At 70.7% G+C, this 20,131-nt stretch carries 1 protein-coding gene; it reads left to right on the forward strand.

The genetic code is table 11. The annotated features are described in order from the left end of the window. The first annotated feature begins 67 nt into the window (after positions 1-67). Entirely contained in the window at positions 68-20,122 is a 20,055-nt protein-coding gene (locus JOD27_RS44455) for a type I polyketide synthase (RefSeq protein ID WP_239566288.1), read from the forward strand. The last annotated feature ends 9 nt before the right edge of the window (positions 20,123-20,131 follow it).

A 20,131-nucleotide genomic window follows, 5' to 3' on the forward strand; every position in this document is an offset into this window, starting at 1 on the left:
CTACCGCTCTGGCTGTTGGAATTGCTGACGGGAAGACCGTGTCCGGCTGGACTGACGGAGCTGATGAATGAGTACCTCCAGCGAGAAGGTTGTCGAGGCTCTCCGCGCCGCGATGAAGGAGGCGGAGCGGCTGCGCAAGCAGAACAGGCAGCTCGTCGCGGCCGCCACCGAACCGATCGCCATCATCGGGATGGCGTGCCGCTTCCCCGGCGGCATCAGCTCGCCGGAGGACCTGTGGGAGCTGGTGTCTTCCGGCCGTGACGCGATCACCGGCTTCCCCGCCGACCGCGGCTGGGACGTCGGCGCGTTGCTCGGCAGCGGCGTCGACGAACGCGGCCACAGCGTCTCGGTGCAGGGCGGCTTCCTGCACGGCATCGCGGACTTCGACCCTGCCTTCTTCGGCATCTCGCCCCGCGAGGCCGTGACGATGGACCCCCAGCAGCGCCTGCTGCTGGAGACGTCCTGGGAGGCCATCGAACGGTCGGGCATCGATCCCTCCTCGTTGCGCGGTTCGCGCACCGGTGTTTTTGTGGGCACCAACGGCCAGGACTACGAACATCTGCTGATCCGCGGCCTCGACGACGCAACAGGTGACGTCGGCACAGGGATCGCGGCCTCTGCCGAGTCCGGTCGCATCTCCTACGCCCTGGGCCTCGAAGGCCCCACGCTGACCGTCGACACGGCCTGCTCTTCTTCTTTGGTGGCAATGCACCTGGCCGTGCACGCGTTGCGCGCGGGAGAGTGCGGTCTGGCGCTCGCCGGTGGTGTGAACGTCATGTGCACGCCCGGCTCCCTGGTCGAGTTCTCACGTCAGGGCGGTCTTGCTCGCAACGGCCGATGCAAGGCTTTCTCCGACGACGCCGATGGCACGGGCTGGTCCGAAGGCGTCGGCGTGCTCGTTCTCGCCCGCTTGTCCGACGCGTTGTCTTCTGGCTACCCGGTTCTGGCCGTGGTGCGCGGCTCCGCCGTCAACTCCGACGGCGCCTCCAACGGCTTCACCGCCCCGAACGGCCGCGCCCAGCAACGCGTCATCCGTGCCGCCCTCGACCGCGCGGGCCTCGCGCCGTCCGATGTGGACGTCGTCGAAGCGCATGGCACCGGCACACCTCTCGGTGACCCCATCGAGGCGCGCAGCCTGCTCGCCACCTACGGTGCCGACCGCTCATCCCCGCTGCTGCTCGGTTCGGTGAAGTCGAACATCGGCCACACCCAGGCCGCCGCCGGTGTCGCCGGCGTCATCAAGATGGTCCAGGCGATGCGGCACGGCGTCGTGCCCGCCACCCTGCACGTCTCCCGCCCGTCCACCCACGTCGACTGGACCGCGGGCTCCGTGGAACTGGCCACCACGGCAGTCTCCTGGCCCTCCTCGGACCGCGCCCCTCGTGCCGCCGTCTCGTCGTTCGGCGTCTCCGGCACCAACGCCCACGTGATCTTGGAAGGCCCGCCCGAGTCGGCTCCCTCCGGCCAGGAATTGTCAGACCCGTCTGAGACGATGGGAGTGGGGACCCGATCCCCCCAGGGGGCCGGCCAATCCGGATCGATTCCGTGGCTGGTGTCGGCGAAGTCGGAGGCCTCTCTCGCGGCGCAGATCGAGCGGGTGCGCGCGCTCGACGGCGACCCGGTGGACATCGGGTTCTCGTTGGCGACCACGCGCGCGTTGTTCGAGCATCGCGCGGTGTTGCTGGACGGTGCCGAGATCGCCACCGGGCTGGCGCGGCGGACCGAGCCGGCATTGCTGTTCTCCGGGCAGGGTGCGCAGCGCGTCGGCATGGGCAAGGGGCTGTACGAGGCGTTCCCGGTCTTCCGCGAGGCGTTCGACGAGGTGCTGCAACACCTCGGCCCCAACCTCCGCGAGGTCATGTGGGGCGACGAGGAGGCGCTGAACCAGACGGGCAACACCCAGCCCGCCCTGTTCGCGTTCGAGGTCGCCCTCTACCGGCTGCTGGAGTCCTTCGGCGTCACCGGCGCGCACGTCACGGGCCACTCGATCGGCGAGATCGCCGCCGCACACGTCGCGGGCGTGTTCAGCCTGGAGGACGCGGCGAAACTCGTCCGAGCACGCGCCACCCTCATGCAGGCACTGCCCGCGGGCGGCGTGATGATCGCACTGCAAGCCACCGAGGACGAGGTCACCCCATACCTGACACCAGGCATCTCGATCGCCGCGGTCAACGGGCCCGACTCGGTCGTCATCGCGGGCGTGGAGACGGAAGCCCGTGCGCTCACAGCGAAGTTCGACGGGCGCAAGACGAAACAGCTGCCCGTCAGCCACGCGTTCCACTCGCCGCTGATGGACCCGATGCTCAACGACTTCCGCGCAGTCGTCAGCGGCATCACGTTCCACAGCCCCGCGATCCCGATGACCGGTGACGTCACGAACCCGGAGTACTGGGTACGCCACGTCCGCGACGCCGTCCGCTTCCACGACGCCGTGACCAGCCTGGGCGACAAGACGTTCTTGGAGGTCGGCCCCGACGGCGTGCTCGCGGCGCTGGTCGACGGCGCCATCCCGGCACAGCGCAAGGACCGCGACGAGCGCACGGCGTTCATCACCGCGCTCGCCCGCCTGCACGTCGCGGGTGTCGCGGTCGACTGGAAACCGTTCTACGCCAACGGTAAACGCGTTGACGTGCCCACCTACGCGTTCCAGCACGACCGCTACTGGCCGTCGGTGTCGGTCAGCGCGGGCGACGCTGCCGGTCTCGGCCTGACCCCGGCCGGCCACCCGCTGCTCGGCGCCGCGATGACGGTCGCTGGCTCCGGCGAGCTGATCCTCACCGGCACGCTGACCAGGACGTCATGGCTCGCCGATCACGTCGTGTTCCCGACGGCGGGTGTGCTGGAGCTGGCGTTCCGCGCCGCCGATCTCACGGGCTACGACCGCGTCGAGGAGCTCACCCAGGTCACGCCGCTGGTGCTGCCGGACAGCGGTGCCGTTCAGGTGCAGTTCCAGGTCGGCCGGGACGGTGGTTTCCGGTTCCACGCACGGCGCGGCGACCAGGAATGGGTCGAGCATGCGCACGGCGTTCTCGGCCGAGAAGTTCCGGCACCGACTCAGAGCACCGAATGGCCACCGAAGGGCGCGACCGTCGTCGACCTCGACGGCTTCTACGACGAAACGCCTTACGGGACGGCGTTCCAGGGCCTGCGCGCGGCGTGGCGGCGGGGCGAGGAGGTGTTCGCCGAGATCGCGTTGCCCGTCGACGCGAAGGGATTCGGTGTTCACCCGGCGTTGCTGGACGCGGCCACCCACGCGGCGGCGTTCCTCGGACTCGAAGGTGTCCCCGCCGACTGGCGCGGTGTCTCCCTCCACGCGGACGGAGCGGAAGTCGTCCGCGTCCGACTGTCCGCTGTGGACGGTGGGATCGCCTTGACCGCGGTCGACGTGACCGGCGAGCCGGTGCTGACGGCCGAGTCCGTGAGCATCGAACCGCTCGGCGAACTGGCGACGCAGAGCCGTGTGAACGGGCTGTTCCGCCTCGACTGGGTGCCCGTCACCTACACGCCCGGCGAGGCGACGCTCGTGCACGTGGCGGGCGAACAGTCACCGGCGTCCGCGCACGTGCTGGCCGCGGAAACGCTTGCCACGCTTCAGACAGCCACCGGGAAGCTGGTCTTCGTCACCCGTGGCGCGGTCACCGGTGACGATGTCGCGGCCGCCGCCGTCTGGGGCTTGGTGCGGTCCGCGCAGACCGAGAACCCCGGCCGTTTCCTGCTCGTGGACCTCGACGACGCCCCCGAGTCGGAGGCGCTGCTGCCTGGCCTCGGCGGGCTGATCGACGCAGGCGAGACCCAGGTGGTCGTGCGGTCGGGCGAGGTGTTCGCGGGCAGGCTGGCTCGCGCCGAGGAAAGCGTTGCGGGGGACTGGGATACGTCCGGAACGGTCCTGATCACCGGCGGAACGGGCGGCCTCGGCGCCGTCATCGCCCGTCACCTCGTCACTCGCGGCCAACGCAAGCTGCTGCTGGTCAGCCGCCGTGGCCTCGACGCGCCCGGCGCCACCGACCTTCGCGACGAGCTGATCGCTTCGGGCGCGGACGTCGAGGTGAAGGCCTGCGACGTCACGGAACGCGCCGCCGTCGCCGAGCTGCTGGACGGCGTGGACCTGACCGCCGTCATCCACACCGCCGGTGTGCTCGACGACGGCGTCATCGGTTCCCTGACGCCCGAACGGCTTTCCGCCGTGATGCGCCCGAAGGTCGACGCCGCGTGGCACCTCCACGAACTCGCCGGCGACGCGCAGCTCGTCCTGTACTCGTCGGTGTCCGGCGTCATGGGCGCCGCCGGACAGGGCAACTACGCCGCCGCCAACGCGTTCCTCGACGCCCTCGCCGCGCATCGCCACGGACTCGGTCTGCCCGCGATCTCGTTGGCCTGGGGCGCCTGGGACACCGGCATGACGTCCACTCTGGACGAAGGCGACCTGCGCCGGATGCCGATGCTGTCGGTCGAACAGGGGCTCGCGCTCTTCGACGCGGCCGTCACGTCCGCCGAACCGCTGCTGGTTCCGCTCGCGTCCGGTGGCGGCACGGCGCAAGGTGACGTTCCCGCGATCATGCGCGGCCTCGTGCGGGCGGGTCGCCGCACGGCCGCACGCGAAGCCGGCGGCGGACTGCTCGTGAAACTCGGCGGCCTGCCCAACGCCGAACGCGTGCGGATCATCGTCGACGTCGTGCGCGCCGAGGCCGCGAAGGTCATCGGCTACGCCAACGCCGACGCGGTGGGCGCCGAGAAGGAGTTCCGCGCACTCGGGTTCGACTCGCTGACCGCGATCGAACTGCGCAACGCCCTCACGGCGGCAACTGGTCTGACGTTGCCCGCGACGTTGATCTTCGACTACCCGACACCGCTCGTCCTGGCCGAACACCTGCTGGCGGAACTGACCGGTGAAGGCGCGGACCTCGACGTGCCGGCGCAGGACGTGGCCGACGCGGACGACCCGATCGTGATCGTCGGCATGGCCTGCCGGTTCCCTGGCGGCGTCAAGAGTCCCGAGGACCTCTGGCGGCTGCTGGCCGACGGCACCGACGCGATCGCGAGCTTCCCGACCGACCGCGGCTGGGAACAGGACGCCCTCGCGGCAGGCGGCACGGTCGAAGGCGGCTTCCTCTACGGCGCGGCGGAGTTCGACCCGGCGTTCTTCGGCATCTCGCCACGTGAGGCACTGGCCATGGACCCGCAGCAGCGCCAGCTGCTCGAGGTCGCCTGGGAGGCCGTCGAACGCGCCGGTATCAACGCCGCGACGCTGCGCGGTTCGAGGACCGGTGTGTTCGTCGGCACGAACGGCCAGGACTACACGAACCTCGTGCTGCGGGCGCGCGGCGACATCGAGGGTCACGCCTCGACGGGCCTCGCCGCCGCGGTGATCTCCGGCCGTCTCTCCTACACGTTCGGCTTCGAGGGCCCCGCGCTCACGGTCGACACCGCGTGTTCCTCGTCGTTGGTGGCGCTGCACCTCGCGGCGCAATCGCTGCGATCCGGTGAATCGTCGCTGGCTCTGGTCGGCGGCGTCACGGTGATGTCCACGCCGATGAACTTCGCCGGCTTCAACGCCCAGGGCGGCCTCGCCGCGGACGCCCGTTGCCGCGCCTTCTCCGACAACGCCGACGGCACCGGCTGGGCCGAGGGTGTCGGCGTGCTCGTCGTCGAACGCCAGTCCGACGCTCTCCGCAACGGCCACCGGGTCCTGGCCGTCGTGCGCGGCTCCGCGGTGAACCAGGACGGCGCCTCCAACGGCCTGACCGCCCCGAACGGCCCCGCGCAGCAACGAGTGATCCGCCAGGCCCTGGCGAACGCCGGTCTGTCCACTTCGGACGTCGACGCCGTCGAGGCGCACGGCACGGGCACGCGTCTCGGTGACCCGATCGAGGCCCAGGCCCTGCTCGCCACCTACGGTCGCGACCGCTCCGGCGCCCCGCTCTACCTGGGCGCGATCAAGTCGAACCTCGGCCACACCCAGGCCGCCGCGGGTGTCGCCGGCGTGATCAAGATGGTGCTGGCGTTCCAGCACGGCCTGCTGCCCCGCACGCTGCACGTCACGGCCCCCTCGTCGCACGTCGACTGGTCCGCGGGCGCCGTCGAGCTCCTCACCTCCAACACCCCGTGGCCCGCCACGGACCGCCCGGCCCGCGCCGGCGTCTCCTCGTTCGGCCTCTCCGGCACGAACGCCCACGTGATTCTCGAGGCGCCAAAACTGTCAGACCTCCCTGAGATGATTGGGATGGGGACCTCGCTCTCCCCCAGAGGGGGGCCAACCGGGATCGATCCAGTCCAGGTCGGCACAGCCCAGATCGATACGCCCGAGATCGATACGCCCGAGATCGATACGCCCGAGATCGATACGCCCGAGATCGATACGCCCGAGATCGATACGCCCAGGATCGGTACGGCGCCATCGATCCCGTGGCTGGTCTCGGCGAAGTCCGCGGCGGCGTTGGAAGCGCAGATCGAGCAGGTTCGCGCGGTTGAAGCTGATCCGCTCGATGTCGGGTACTCGCTGCTGCACCACCGCACGTTGTTCGAGCACCGCGCCGTGCTGGCCGACGGCGAGGTACTGGCCAGTGGTGAGGCGTCGGGGCAGACGCTCGCCATGGTGTTCTCGGGGCAGGGCGCGCAGCGGCTCGGCATGGGGCGGGAGCTGTATGAGCGGTTCCCGGCGTTCGCCAGGGCCCTGGACGAGGTGTTCGAGCACCTCGACGTGCGGTCGGTTATGTGGGGCGACGACCCGGAGGCGCTGAACCAGACCGGCAACACGCAGCCCGCGTTGTTCGCGATCGAGGTCGCGCTCTACCGGCTGGTGGAGTCGTTCGGCGTCACGCCGCGCCTGCTCGCCGGACACTCGATCGGTGAGATCGCGGCCGCCCACGTCGCAGGTGTGCTGAGCCTCGAAGACGCGGCGAAACTCGTCCGAGCACGCGCCGAGCTCATGCAGAACCTGCCCGCGGGTGGCGTGATGATCGCGCTGCAGGCCACCGAGGACGAGGTCACCCCGCACCTGACGCCAGGCGTCTCCATCGCGGCGATCAACGCGGCCGACTCGCTGGTCATCGCCGGTGTGGAAGAGGAGGTGCGGGCGGTTGTCGCGGGCTTCGCCGGCCGCAGGACCAAGCAGCTCGCGGTCAGCCACGCGTTCCACTCGCCGCTGATGGAGCCGATGCTCGACGACTTCCGCGCGGCGATCCGGGACCTCACCTTCACCGAGCCGGCCGTCCCGATCGCGACCACGGGCGATGTCACAGACCCCGAGTACTGGGTCAGCCACGTGTGCGACACGGTCCGGTTCGCCGACAACGTCGCGCGGCTGGAGGAGCAGGGCGCGAACGCGTTCCTGGAGATCGGGCCGGACGGGGTACTGGCGGCACTCGTCGACGGCGCGATCCCGGTGCTGCGCAAGGATCGCGGCGAGCACCGGGCGTTCCTGACGGCCCTCGCGCGGCTTCACGTCAGCGGCGTCCACGTCGAGTGGTCGAGCTATTACCAGGGTGGGCGCGGAGCCGACCTGCCCACTTATCCGTTCCAGCACGAGAGGTTCTGGCCCGAGCCGGCAACGGGTGCGGCGGCAGACCCTGTGGACGCGGCCTTCTGGACCGCTGTCGAACAGGAGGACGTCGCGTCGCTCGCCGCCACGCTCGACCTCGACAGCGAAACGCTCGCGGCAGTGCTGCCCGCGTTGTCGGCGTGGCGGGGCAAGCGCAAGGCACAGTCCACTGTGGAATCGTGGCTGCACAGGGAGAACTGGCAGCCGATCACCGGCCTCACCGCGCAGCCCGGAAAGTGGCTCGTGGTCGGGCCGATCGACGACCTTCTCGTCAACGCTCTCGGCGATGTCACCGTGCTCGCCGCGGACCAGACCGACCGCGAGCACCTGGCCGAGCGGCTCGCGGAGTTCGCGCAGGTGCCGTTCACGGGTGTGATCTCCTCCCTGGCAGCGGGCGAACTCGAGCTGATCACCGGCACCGCCGCGCTGATCCAGGCGCTCGGCGACGCCGGTGTCATGGCACCACTGTGGATGGTGACGCGTGGCGCGGTGTCGACCGGACGCGCGGACGCCGTCGGCAATCCCTGGCAGGCCGGCGTGTGGGGCCTCGGCCGGGTGGCCGCGCTGGAGCACCCGAACCGCTGGGGTGGCCTGATCGACCTGCCCGCCGAGCTGGACGAACGCGTGGCGCAACGGTTCGCGGCCGTCCTGGGCGGCGACGAGGACCAGGTCGCGGTGCGGGCATCCGGGGTGTTCGGGCGGCGGATTCTCGTGGCGCCACGGACATCCCAGGAGTGGCAGCCGAGCGGCAAGATCGTGATCACGGGCGGCACGGGCGCGCTCGGCCAGCACGTCGCACGTGACCTCGTCGCACGCGGCGCGGAGAAGGTCGTGCTGCTCAGCCGTCGCGGCCTGGACGCCCCCGGTGCGGCGGAGATCGTGGCCGAGCTGGGTGTCGAGGTCGTCAAGTGCGACGTCGCGAACCGCGCCGAACTGGCCGAGGTGCTGAAGGACGTCAACGCCGTCGTGCACGCGGCGGGCGTGCTGGACGACGGTGTGCTCGACGGCCTCACCCCGGACCGGTTCACGGACGTCTTCCAGTCCAAGGTCACGTCGGCGTTCCTGCTGGACGAACTCACGCGTGAGCTCGACCTCGACGCGTTCATCCTGTTCTCGTCGGTCGCGGGCGCGATCGGCAACCCCGGGCAGGCCAACTACGCGGCCGCCAACGCCGTGCTCGACGCCATCGCGACGCGGCGCCGTGAGCTGGGACTTGCCGCCACGTCGATCGCGTGGGGTGCGTGGACCGGCGACGGCATGGCGGGAGAGGACCGCGTCGCGCAGACGATCAAGTCCGTCGGTGCCTCCACTTTGGACCCATCGCTCGCGGTCGCCGCGATGCGGGGCGTGGTGGCGGAATCCTCACCGACCGCCGTGATCGCGGACATCCACCAGCCGCAGCTGCTCAGCGCGTTGCTGAGTCTGCGGCCGACCCCTGTGCTGGCCGAGCTTCCCGGCGCCCGTGACGTGCTGGACGAACTGGCCGCCGCGCGGCGCGACAGCGAGTCCGCGGCCACGGAACTGCGTCGTAGCCTGCGCGAACTGCCTGCGGCGGACCGTCTCGGGCCCGTCCTGGACCTGGTGCGCACCCGCGCGGCCGGGGTGCTCGGCCACTCGGGCAAGGACGCCGTCGCGCCGGACAAGGCGTTCCGCGACATCGGGTTCGACTCGCTGACCGCGGTCGAGCTGCGCAACCAGCTCACCGAGATCACCGGCCTCGCACTGCCCGCCGGACTGGTGTTCGACTACCCGTCGCCGCGCGTGCTGGCCGAACACCTGCTCGCCTCGTTGCTGGGTGAGGCAGGCGACGACAGCGACGTGTCGGTCGTGCGGACCACCGACGACATCGCGATCGTCGGCATGGCCTGCCACTTCCCGAACGGCATCGACTCGCCGGAAGACCTGTGGCGCCTGCTGGTCGCGGGCGAGGACGCGATGTCCGACTTCCCCTCCGACCGCGGCTGGGACCTCGCCTCACTGCAGAGCTCGACGCTGCGCGGCGGCTTCCTGACCGGCGTCGCGGACTTCGATCCGGCATTCTTCGGGATCTCGCCCAGGGAAGCACTCGCGATGGACCCGCAGCAGCGCCTCCTGCTGGAGACGTCGTGGGAAGCCGTCGAACGCGCCGGCATCGACCCGTCGTCGCTGCGTGGTTCGCGAACCGGTGTGTTCGTCGGCACGAACGGTCAGGACTACCAGCACGTCGTCATGGCCTCCAACGAAGACCTGGAGGGCCACGCCGGCACCGGACTCGCCGCGTCGGTGATCTCCGGCCGCATCTCCTACACCCTCGGCCTGGAAGGCCCCGCCGTCACGGTCGACACGGCGTGCTCGTCGGCACTGGTGGCGCTGCACCTCGCGGCGCAGGCGCTGCGCGGCGGCGAATGCTCGCTGGCGCTGGCCGGTGGTGTCACGGTGATGGCGACGCCGACGTCGTTCTCGGGCTTCTCGCGGCAGGGCGGGCTCGCACCGGACGGACTGTGCAAGGCGTTCTCCGAGTCCGCCGACGGCACGGGCTGGTCCGAGGGCGTCGGCATCCTCGTCGTGGAGCGGCTATCCGACGCCGTCGCCGCCGGGCACCCGGTGCTCGCGGTGGTGCGCGGCTCGGCGTTCAACCAGGACGGCGCCTCCAACGGTCTCACCGCCCCGAACGGCCCGTCACAGCAACGGGTGATCCGTCAAGCACTTGCGTCGGGCGGGTTGTCACCGTCCGATGTGGACGCTGTCGAGGCGCACGGCACCGGCACCGTGCTGGGCGACCCGATCGAGGCGCAGGCGCTGCTGACCGTGTACGGGCAGGACCGCGTCGACCCGCTGTGGCTCGGCTCGGTGAAGTCGAACCTCGGCCACACGCAGGCGGCGGCCGGAGTCGCGGGCGTGATCAAGATGGTGCTGGCGTTCCAGCACGGCCTGCTGCCGCAGACCCTGCACGTCACGTCACCCTCGTCGCACATCGACTGGTCGGCGGGCGCTGTCTCCCTGCTCACCGCCAACACCCCGTGGCCCGCCGTCGACCGGCCGTGGCGCGCGGGCGTCTCGTCGTTCGGCATCTCCGGCACCAACGCCCACGTGATCCTGGAAGCCGCAACCCCGTCCTCCCGATCTGTGGACAACTCGCGCCCTGTGGACAACCCGGCTGTTGTCGATCTTGCCGACCCGGAACCGTCGGTCGAGCGTGGGACGATTGGAGTGGGGACCTCGGTCTCCCCCTGGGGGGCCCAAGCGGGATCGATTCCGAACGGCGTGGGGGTCCCTGCGAAGTCCGCGGAGTCGGCGGTGTCAGCGGGGTCGGCGGTGCCGTTGGCGGTGTCGGCCAAGTCGGCGGCGTCGTTGCAGGCGCAGGTCGAGCGGATCAGCGCGGTCGAGGCGGCCGAGGTCGACGTCGCGTACTCGCTGGTGAAGTCGCGGGCGTTGTTCGAGCACCGGGCGGTGCTGTTCGACGGCGTCGAGGTCGCTCGCGGGGTCGCGGGGGAGCACACGCTGGCGGTGCTGTTCTCCGGGCAGGGATCGCAGCGGATCGGCATGGGGCGTGAGCTGTACGCGCGGTTCCCGGAGTTCGCGGACGCTTTCGACGACGTGCTCGCACACCTCGATCCGGAGCTGAAGAGCGTCATCTGGGGCGAGGACGAGGAGAAGCTCAACCAGACCGGGTACACGCAGCCGGCGTTGTTCGCGTTCCAGACGGCGCTCTACCGGCTGCTGCAGGCGTTCGGGATCAAGCCCAGCTACCTGGCCGGGCACTCGATCGGTGAGATCGCGGCGGCGCATGTCGCGGGCGTGCTGAGTCTGGAAGATGCCGCGAAGCTCGTCAGTGCGCGCGCGAGCCTGATGCAGGCGTTGCCGCAGACGGGCGCGATGGTCGCCGTGCAGGCGACCGAAGAAGAAGTGAGCAAGCACCTCACCGGCAAGGTGTCGATCGCGGCGATCAACGGGCCGAGCTCGGTCGTGATCGCGGGCGACGAGACAGAGGTCGAGGCCATCGCGAGCCGCTACGAGAAGACCAAACGGCTCAAGGTCAGCCACGCGTTCCACTCGCCGTTGATGGAGCCGATGCTCGACGACTTCCGCACGGCGATCCAGAACCTCGCCTTCACCGAGCCGAAGATCCCGATCAGCGCGACCGGTGACGTCACCGACCCCGAGTACTGGGTCAGCCACGTGCGGGACGCGGTCCGGTTCACCGACAACGTCGCGAAGATCCCGGCTACCAGGTTCCTCGAGGTCGGACCGGACGGCGTGTTGTCCGCACTCGTCGATCAAGCGATTCCCGCACAGCGCAAGAACAAGACCGAGGAAGCCGCACTGGCCACCGCACTCGGCCAGGTCCACGTCGACGGCATCAACGTCGACTGGACGCCGTGGCTCGAGGGCGGGCGGCTCATCGCCCTGCCCACCTACCCGTTCGACCACGAGCGGTTCTGGCCCAAGGCCACCGTCGGCGGGCGCGCGGGAGATCCCGAGGCCTACGGGCTCAGGCCGGGCGGGCATCCGCTGCTCGGTGCGGCGGTCGCCGTCGCGGGCACCGACGAGCTCGTGCTCAGCGGACGCCTCAGCCTCGCGACGCACCCGTGGATCGCCGACCACGTCGTCGGCGGCGCTGTGTTGTTCCCCGGCACCGGATTCCTCGACTTCGCGATCCGCGCGGGCGACATGGTGGGCTGCGACCGCGTCGACGGGCTCACGATCGTCGTGCCGCTGGTGCTGCCCGAACGAGACGCCGTCGCGGTTCAGGTTCGCGTTGGCGCACCGGACGAGCATGGGCGCAGGCCCGTCGGCATCCACTCGCAGTCGCCCGGCTCCGACGAGTGGATCCAGCACGCCGGCGGCACGCTCGCCGAAGGTCCGCACCAGACCGGGTTCGACACCGCGGAGTGGCCGCCCGCACAAGCGGAAGAGCTCGGCCTCGAAAGCTTCTACGAGACGCTCGCAGAGGGCGGGCTGGCCTACGGGCCGATCTTCCGGGGACTGCGGAAGGCGTGGCGGCACGGTGACGAGGTGCTGGTCGAGGTCGCGCTGCCGGACAGCGTCGACGACGCCGCGACGTTCGGCGTGCATCCCGCCCTGCTCGACTCCGCGCTGCACGCCATCACGTTCGTCGACGGGGCAGGCCAAGGACTTCCGTTCGAGTGGAACGGCGTGTCCCTGCACGCCATCGGGCCGTCGCGGCTCCGGGTCCGGCTCAAGCACACCGGTGGCGACGCCGTGGAGGTCACCGCCGTCGACGTCGAGGGCGCACCCGTTCTGTCGGTGAAGTCGCTGGTGGTCAGGACTCCGTCCACGGCAGCGCCCAGCAACCCCGTGCAGGACTCGCTGTTCCGCGTCGACTGGGTGCCGGTACAGGTCGGCGAGGCGACCGAGATCAACGCGCAGGTCGTGGAGCTGACCGGAGGACCGGACGCGGCGGCCGCACACGAGACGACGAAGCGTGTGCTGGAGATTCTGCAGAACGCCGAAGAACGCGTTGTGTTCGTGACACGTGGAGCCGCGGCGATCGGCGACGAACCGATCACCGATCTCGGCGCCGCGGCCGCGTGGGGCCTCGTGCGGTCCGCGCAGGCGGAGAACCCCGGCAGGTTCCTGCTCGTCGACCTGGACGAGCACAGCGACCTGACGCCCGGCATGCTGGTCACGGAGGAACAGCAACTGGTCGTGCGGAACGGCACCGTCCACGCTGGACGGTTGGCGCGCCTGGCTTCCGGGCCGACGCTCGTGCCGCCCGCCGGAACGTCGTGGCGTCTCGACACCACCGCGAAAGGCAGCCTCGACAACCTCGTCCTCGCACCGTGGACGCCGGAACCGTTGCAGGGCAGGCAGGTCCGGGTCGCGATCCGGGCGGCGGGGCTCAACTTCCGCGACGTCCTCAACGCGCTCGGCATGTATCCGGGCGAGGCCGGCTCGTTCGGCGCGGAGGCCGCCGGTGTGGTGGCCGAGGTCGGACCGGACGTCGAGAACCTGAAAGTCGGCGACCCCGTGTTCGGCATGCTGTTCGGCGGTATGGGACCGGTCGGTGTCATCGAAGAGCCCTACCTGACCAGGCTTCCGGACGGCTGGACGTTCGAGCAGGGCGCCTCGGTGCCGCTGGTGTTCCTCACGGCCTACTACGCGTTGATCGAGCTCGGCGACGTGCAGCCGGGGGAGAAGGTGCTCGTCCACGCCGGCGCCGGCGGTGTCGGCATGGCGGCGATCCAGGTCGCCAAGCACCTCGGCGCGGAGGTGTTCGCCACCGCCAGCGAGGGCAAGCAGGACGTGCTGCGCGGGCTCGGCCTCGACGACGACCACATCGGCTACTCCCGCGACACCGGCTTCGAGCAGAAGTTCCCGCAGGTCGACGTCGTGCTGAACGCGTTGACCGGCGAGTTCATCGACGCCTCGCTGCGGCTGCTCGGCGAGGGCGGGCGGTTCCTGGAGATGGGCAAGACCGACCTGCGGGAGGACGTGCCCGGAATCTTCTACCGGCCGTTCGACCTCGGCGAGGCGCACCCCGACCACCTCCAGCGCATGCTCGTCGCGCTCGTGGAACTGTTCCAGGACAACGTCCTGCAGCCGCTGCCGATCTCCGCGTGGGACGTGCGGCGGGCGCGGGACGCGTTCCGGTTCATGAGCCGCGCCAAGCACATCGGCAAGATCGTGATCACCGTGCCGGCGGGCTGGGATCCCGACGGCACGGTGCTGATCACCGGTGGCACGGGCGGCCTCGGTGCCGAGCTCGCACGGCATCTGGTCGGACGTGGCGTCCGGAAGCTGTTGCTGCTCAGCCGTCGCGGGCTCGACTCGCCGGGCGCGGCGGAGCTGGCTCAGCTGGACGCCGACGTGACGATCGCGGCGTGCGATGTCGCTGACCGGGACGCGCTGGCGTCCGTCCTGAGTGGACATGACGTGACGGCCGTCGTGCACACGGCCGGTGTGCTGGACGACGGCGTGATCGCCTCGATGACGCCCGAACGGCTGGAGAAGGTGTTGCGTCCCAAGGTGGACGCCGCCTGGAACCTGCACACGCTGCTGCCGGACGCCCAGTTCGTCCTGTACTCGTCGGTGTCGGGCGTTCTCGGCACGGCCGGTCAGGGCAACTACGCGGCCGGCAACGCGTTCCTCGACGCGCTGGCGCAGCATCGGCGATCGATCGGGCTTCCCGCGGTGTCACTGGCCTGGGGTGCGTGGACGTCCGAGGTCGGCATGACCAGCACGATGGACGCGGCGGCGCTGGAACGGCTGGAGAAGTCCTCGATGCCGCCGATCTCGCTGGAGCACGGGCTCGCGCTGTTCGACGCCGCGATCGGCGTCGACGAACCACTCGTCGTGCCCGCGCGGATCATCACCGGGGCCAGCACGACGATGGTGCCGCCGCTGCTGCGCAACCTCCTGCGCGGCGGCCGCCGGACCGCCGCCCGAACGCAGGGAACCGTTGAGCTGCAGGACGTCCGACCGGCCGAGCGCGTGCGGACGTTGGTGGACCTGGTGCGCGGTGAGGCCGCGGCGGTGCTCGGGCACGCGTCGGCCGACGCGATCGACGCCGATCGCGAGTTCCGGCAGCTGGGCTTCGACTCGCTGACCTCGGTGGAACTGCGCAACCGGCTCGGGACCGCGACCGGGCTCACGCTGCCCGCGACGCTCGTGTTCGACTACCCGACGCCACAAGCGCTGGCGGAGCACCTGATCGCCGAGCTCTTCGGCGGCACCGCCGAGGTCGAGGACTCCGTGCGGGTCTCCGACGAGGCCATCGCGATCGTCGGCATCGCCTGCAGGTTCCCCGGCGGGGTGTCCTCGCCGGAGGACCTGTGGGAGCTGGTCCTGGGCGGGCGCGACGCGATCAGCGGGTTCCCGTCGGACCGCGGCTGGGACGAGAACCTCGTCGGCGACGGCGCCGGGCGGTCCGTCACCGGGCAGGGCGGGTTCATCGAGGGCATCGCGGCGTTCGACCCGGCGTTCTTCGGGATCTCGCCGCGCGAGGCCGTGTCGATGGACCCGCACCAGCGGCTCGTCCTGGAGACGTCATGGGAGGCGCTGGAACGCACGGGCATCGACCCGCTGACGTTGCGCGGGTCGCGGACCGGTGTCTACGTCGGCGCGTCCGGGCAGGACTACGCGCACCTTATGCTCGCGTCCGAGCAGGCGCTGGAGGGCTATTCGGGCACCGGCACCTCGCCGAGCGTGATCGCCGGCCGGCTGTCCTACGCGCTGGGGCTCGAAGGGCCGTCGATGACGATCGACACCGCCTGCTCGTCCGCACTGGTCGCGCTGCACCTGGCCGTGCAGGCGCTGCGCAACGGCGAGTGCTCGCTCGCGCTGGCCGGTGGTGTGCAGGTGATGTCGGCACCTGGTGCGTTCATGGAGTTCTCGCTCCAGGACGGCCTTGCGCGCGACGGCCGTTGTAAGCCGTTCTCGGATTCTGCCGACGGCACCGCATGGTCTGAGGGCATCGGTGTGCTCGTGGTGGAACGTCTGTCCGATGCCGTCGCCGCCGGGCACGACGTTCTTGCCGTCGTGCGTGGCTCCGCGGTCAACCAGGACGGCGCGTCGAACGGCCTGACCGCGCCCAACGGACCGTCGCAGCAGCGGGTGATCCGGCAGGCCCTGGCTTCGGCCGGTCTCAAGTTCGCCGACGTCGACGCGGTGGAGGCGCACGGCACCGGCACGACGCTGGGCGACCCGATCGAGGCGCAGGCGTTGCTGGCGACGTACGGCCAGGACCGCTCCGAACCGCTGCTGCTGGGGTCGATCAAGTCGAACATCGGCCACACGCAGGCCGCCGCCGGTGCCGCCGGCGTGATCAAGATGGTGATGGCGTTGCGGCACGGACTGCTGCCGCGCACGATCAACGTCACCGCACCCACGTCGCACGTCGACTGGACCGCGGGCTCGATCTCGCTGCTGCAGGAGAACACCCCTTGGCCAACGGTGAACCGCGCGCGCAGGGCAGGCGTCTCGTCGTTCGGCATCAGCGGCACGAACGCGCACGTCATCCTCGAGGCCGCCCCGACCGCTCCGGAATTGTCAGACCCGCCTGAGATGATTGGAGTGGGGACCTCGCGTCCCCCCAAGGGGGCCCCGCTCGTTGTTTCGGCGAAGTCCCCCGCTTCGCTGCGCGCCCAGGTCGAACGGATCAAGGCGCTGCGGGCCGACGCGTTCGACGTCGGGTTCTCGCTGGTCAAGAGGTCGCGGTTCGAGCACAGGGCGGTGCTGCTGGACGGGGCCGAGATCGCACAGGGGCAGGCGACCAGGCGCACGCTCGCGGTGCTGTTCTCCGGGCAGGGGTCGCAGCGGCTCGGCATGGGACGGGAGCTGTACGAGAGGTTCCCGGTGTTCCGGCAGGCGCTGGACGCGGTGCTGGAGCACGTCGACGTTCGCGACGTCATGTGGGGCGAGGACGGGCAGGCGCTCGACCAGACCGGCAACACACAGCGGGCGTTGTTCGCCGTCGAGGTCGCGTTGTTCCGGCTCGCCGAGGCGTTCGGTATCGAACCGGACTACGTCGGCGGCCATTCGGTCGGCGAGATCGCGGCCGCGCACGTCGCCGGAGTGCTGAGCCTCGAGGACGCGGCGAAGCTGGTGAACGCACGGGCCACGCTCATGCAGGCGCTCCCCGCCGGCGGGGCCATGATCGCGGTGGAAGCCGCGGAACACGAGGTGGAAACGACCGGCGCGGTGTCGATCGCGGCCATCAACGGGCCGAGGTCGCTGGTGCTCGCCGGTGAGGAGGATGCGGTCCGCCAGATCGCCGACGGGTTCGCGGCCCAGGGGCGCAAGACCAAGCGTTTGGCGGTCAGCCATGCGTTTCACTCGCCGTTGATGGAGCCGATGCTGGACGACTTCCGCGCCGCGGTCACGGCGCTGGAGTTCGCCGCGCCCCGGATTCCCGTGGTGTCCAACGTGACCGGCCGCATCGCGGGCGACGAGCTCGCGCAGCCGGAGTACTGGGTGCGGCACGTGCGGGAGACCGTGCGGTTTGCCGACGGCGTCGCGGCACTGGAAGCGGCGGGCGTCAACGCGTTCCTGGAGATCGGGCCGGACGGGGTGCTGTCGGCGCTCGTCGAAGGCTCGGTTCCCGCGCTGCGCAAGGATCGTGACGAGACCACCGCCTGGCTGACGGCCCTCGCGCGGCTGCACGTGCAGGGCACCGACGTCGACTGGGCGCACGCCTTCGAAGGCACCGGGGCGAAGCGCGTCGACATCCCCACCTACGCGTTCGACCACGGCCACTACTGGCCGACGCCGATGACCCGGGCGGCGGACGCGTCCGGGCTCGGCCTCGGCCCCGCCGACCACCCGCTGCTCGGCGCCGCGATGACCGTGGCGCAGGAAGACGCCGTGGTGTTCACGAACCGGTTGGCGGTGGCGTTCCCGGAGACGGCGTTCGCGGAGATCGCGTTCCGGGCCGCGGACCAGGTCGGCTACGGCACGGTCGAGGAACTCGCGGTCACCGCACCGCTCACGCCCGGCGTGCTGCAGGTGTGGGTCGGCGCACCGGACGACGGGAAGCGCTCCCTGACCGTCTACACGCGACAGAACGACGAGCAGCCGTTCGTCCAGGTCGCGCACGGTGTTCTGGCGGAAGGTGAGTACCGGGCCGAGTTCACGGTCAGCGAGTGGCCGCCGAAGGGCGCGACGGCGATCGGCGAGCAGCTCTGGCAGGCGGGGGACGCCGTGTACGCGGAGGTCACGCTGCCGGAAGGCACCGCGGACGCCCAGTTCTACGGCGTCCACCCGGCACTGCTCGACTGCGCGACCAGGGTCGTCGAGGAAACCCTGGTGCCGGTTCAGTGGCACGGCGTGAGCCTGCACGCGGTCGGCGCCGGCACTCTGCGGATCCGTCTGCGCGACGGCGAGTTCGCCGCGGTCGACACCAACGGTGCACCGGTCGTGTCGGCGCGCAACGTCGTTCTCGGGGCCCCGCTCGCCGCGCAGCAGCACCAGGACTCGCTGTTCCGCCTGGAATGGGTGCCCGCACCGGAAACCCAGCCGGCCGCCGACGTCCGGGAGATCGCGGTCGCGGGCGACGGCGATGTCGTGCGGCAGGCGCACGAACTCGCGGCCACGGCGCTGAAGCTGGTGCAGCAGTCCGACGACCGGCTGGCGTTCGTGACGAGCGGCCTGGCGAGCGCGACCGTCGAAGGCCTCGTCCGCACGGCGCAGTCGGAGAACCCCGGACGTTTCCTGCTCGTCGACACCGACGGCAGCGCGCCGCTGCCGACCGGCCTGCTCGACGCGGGGGAGACCCAGGTCCGCGTCCGTGACGGCCAGAGTTACGTGCCCCGCCTCGCCCGTGTCACCGACACGGTCGAGACGACCGAGTGGGATCCGGACGGCACCGTCCTGATCACCGGCGGCACCGGCGGTCTGGGCGCGGAACTGGCCAGGCACCTCGTGGCGGAGCGCGGTGTCAAGCGGCTGCTGCTGATCTCCCGCCGTGGGGGTGACGCACCGGATGCCGTTGCGCTGCAGGCGGAACTGACCGCGCACGGTGCCGACGTCACGATCGCCGCCTGCGACACCACCGACCTCAAAGCACTCAAGAAGGTCGTGCAGGGCGTCAAACTCACCGCTGTCATCCACACCGCCGGCGTGCTCGACGACGGCATCATCGGATCACTCACGCCGGAGCGGCTGAGCACCGTCCTCAAGCCCAAGGTCGACGGCGCGTGGAACCTCCACGAGGTCACGAAGAAGCAGAAGCTCAAGGCGTTCGTGCTCTACTCGTCGGTGTCGGGTGTGCTTGGCAGCGCGGGCCAGGGCAACTACGCCGCGGCCAACGCCTTCCTCGACGCACTCGCCGAACACCGCCGTGCACAAGGGCTGGTGGCAACGTCACTCGTGTGGGGTCCGTGGGCGCAAACCGGTGGTATGACGGCACAACTGCAGGACGGCGCGATGGACCGCATCGGCCGCACCGGCATGCCACCGTTGTCCGTCCGGCAAGGCATGGCACTGTTCGACGACGCCACCTCCCGCGACGACGCGGTGCTCGTCCTCGCCCGCATCACCACCGGCCGCACCAACGGGCCTGTCGCGGCGGTGCTGCGAGGCCTGGTGCGCGGTGGAAAGCGCGCGGCAGGCAGCGGCGAAGCATCCACTGCGGACTTCACGGCGACGCTGAACGCGTTGCCGGCAGAGGAACGCGCCAAGTACCTCGTCGACCTCGTACGCGGCCACGCGGCGGGCGTCCTCGGGCACTCGTCGCCCGCGGCCATCGACAGCGACAAGCAGTTCCGCGACCTCGGCTTCGACTCGCTGACCGCCGTGGAGCTGCGCAACAGCCTCGCGTCCGCGACCGGCCTGAAGCTGCCCGCGGGGCTGGTGTTCGACTACCCGACGCCGGACGAGCTGGCCGCGTACCTCGCCGGTGAGATGCTCGGCGACGACGCCGGGCCGTCGATCACCGGCGAGCTCGACCGGCTGGAGGCCGCGCTCGCCGCGAGCTCAGCGGAGGACCTGGCGCGCGACGGTGTCGCCGCCCGCCTGCGCAACCTGCTCGCCCAGTACGGCAGCGCCAGGACCGAGGAAGCCGTGAGCGACCGCATCAACTCGGCGAGCGTGGACGACGTGTTCGCCTTCATCGACAACGAACTCGGCCGCCGCACCGAGCGCTGACCCCATTCC

This window comes from Lentzea nigeriaca, assembly GCF_016907955.1.
Lineage (GTDB): Bacteria > Actinomycetota > Actinomycetes > Mycobacteriales > Pseudonocardiaceae > Lentzea > Lentzea nigeriaca.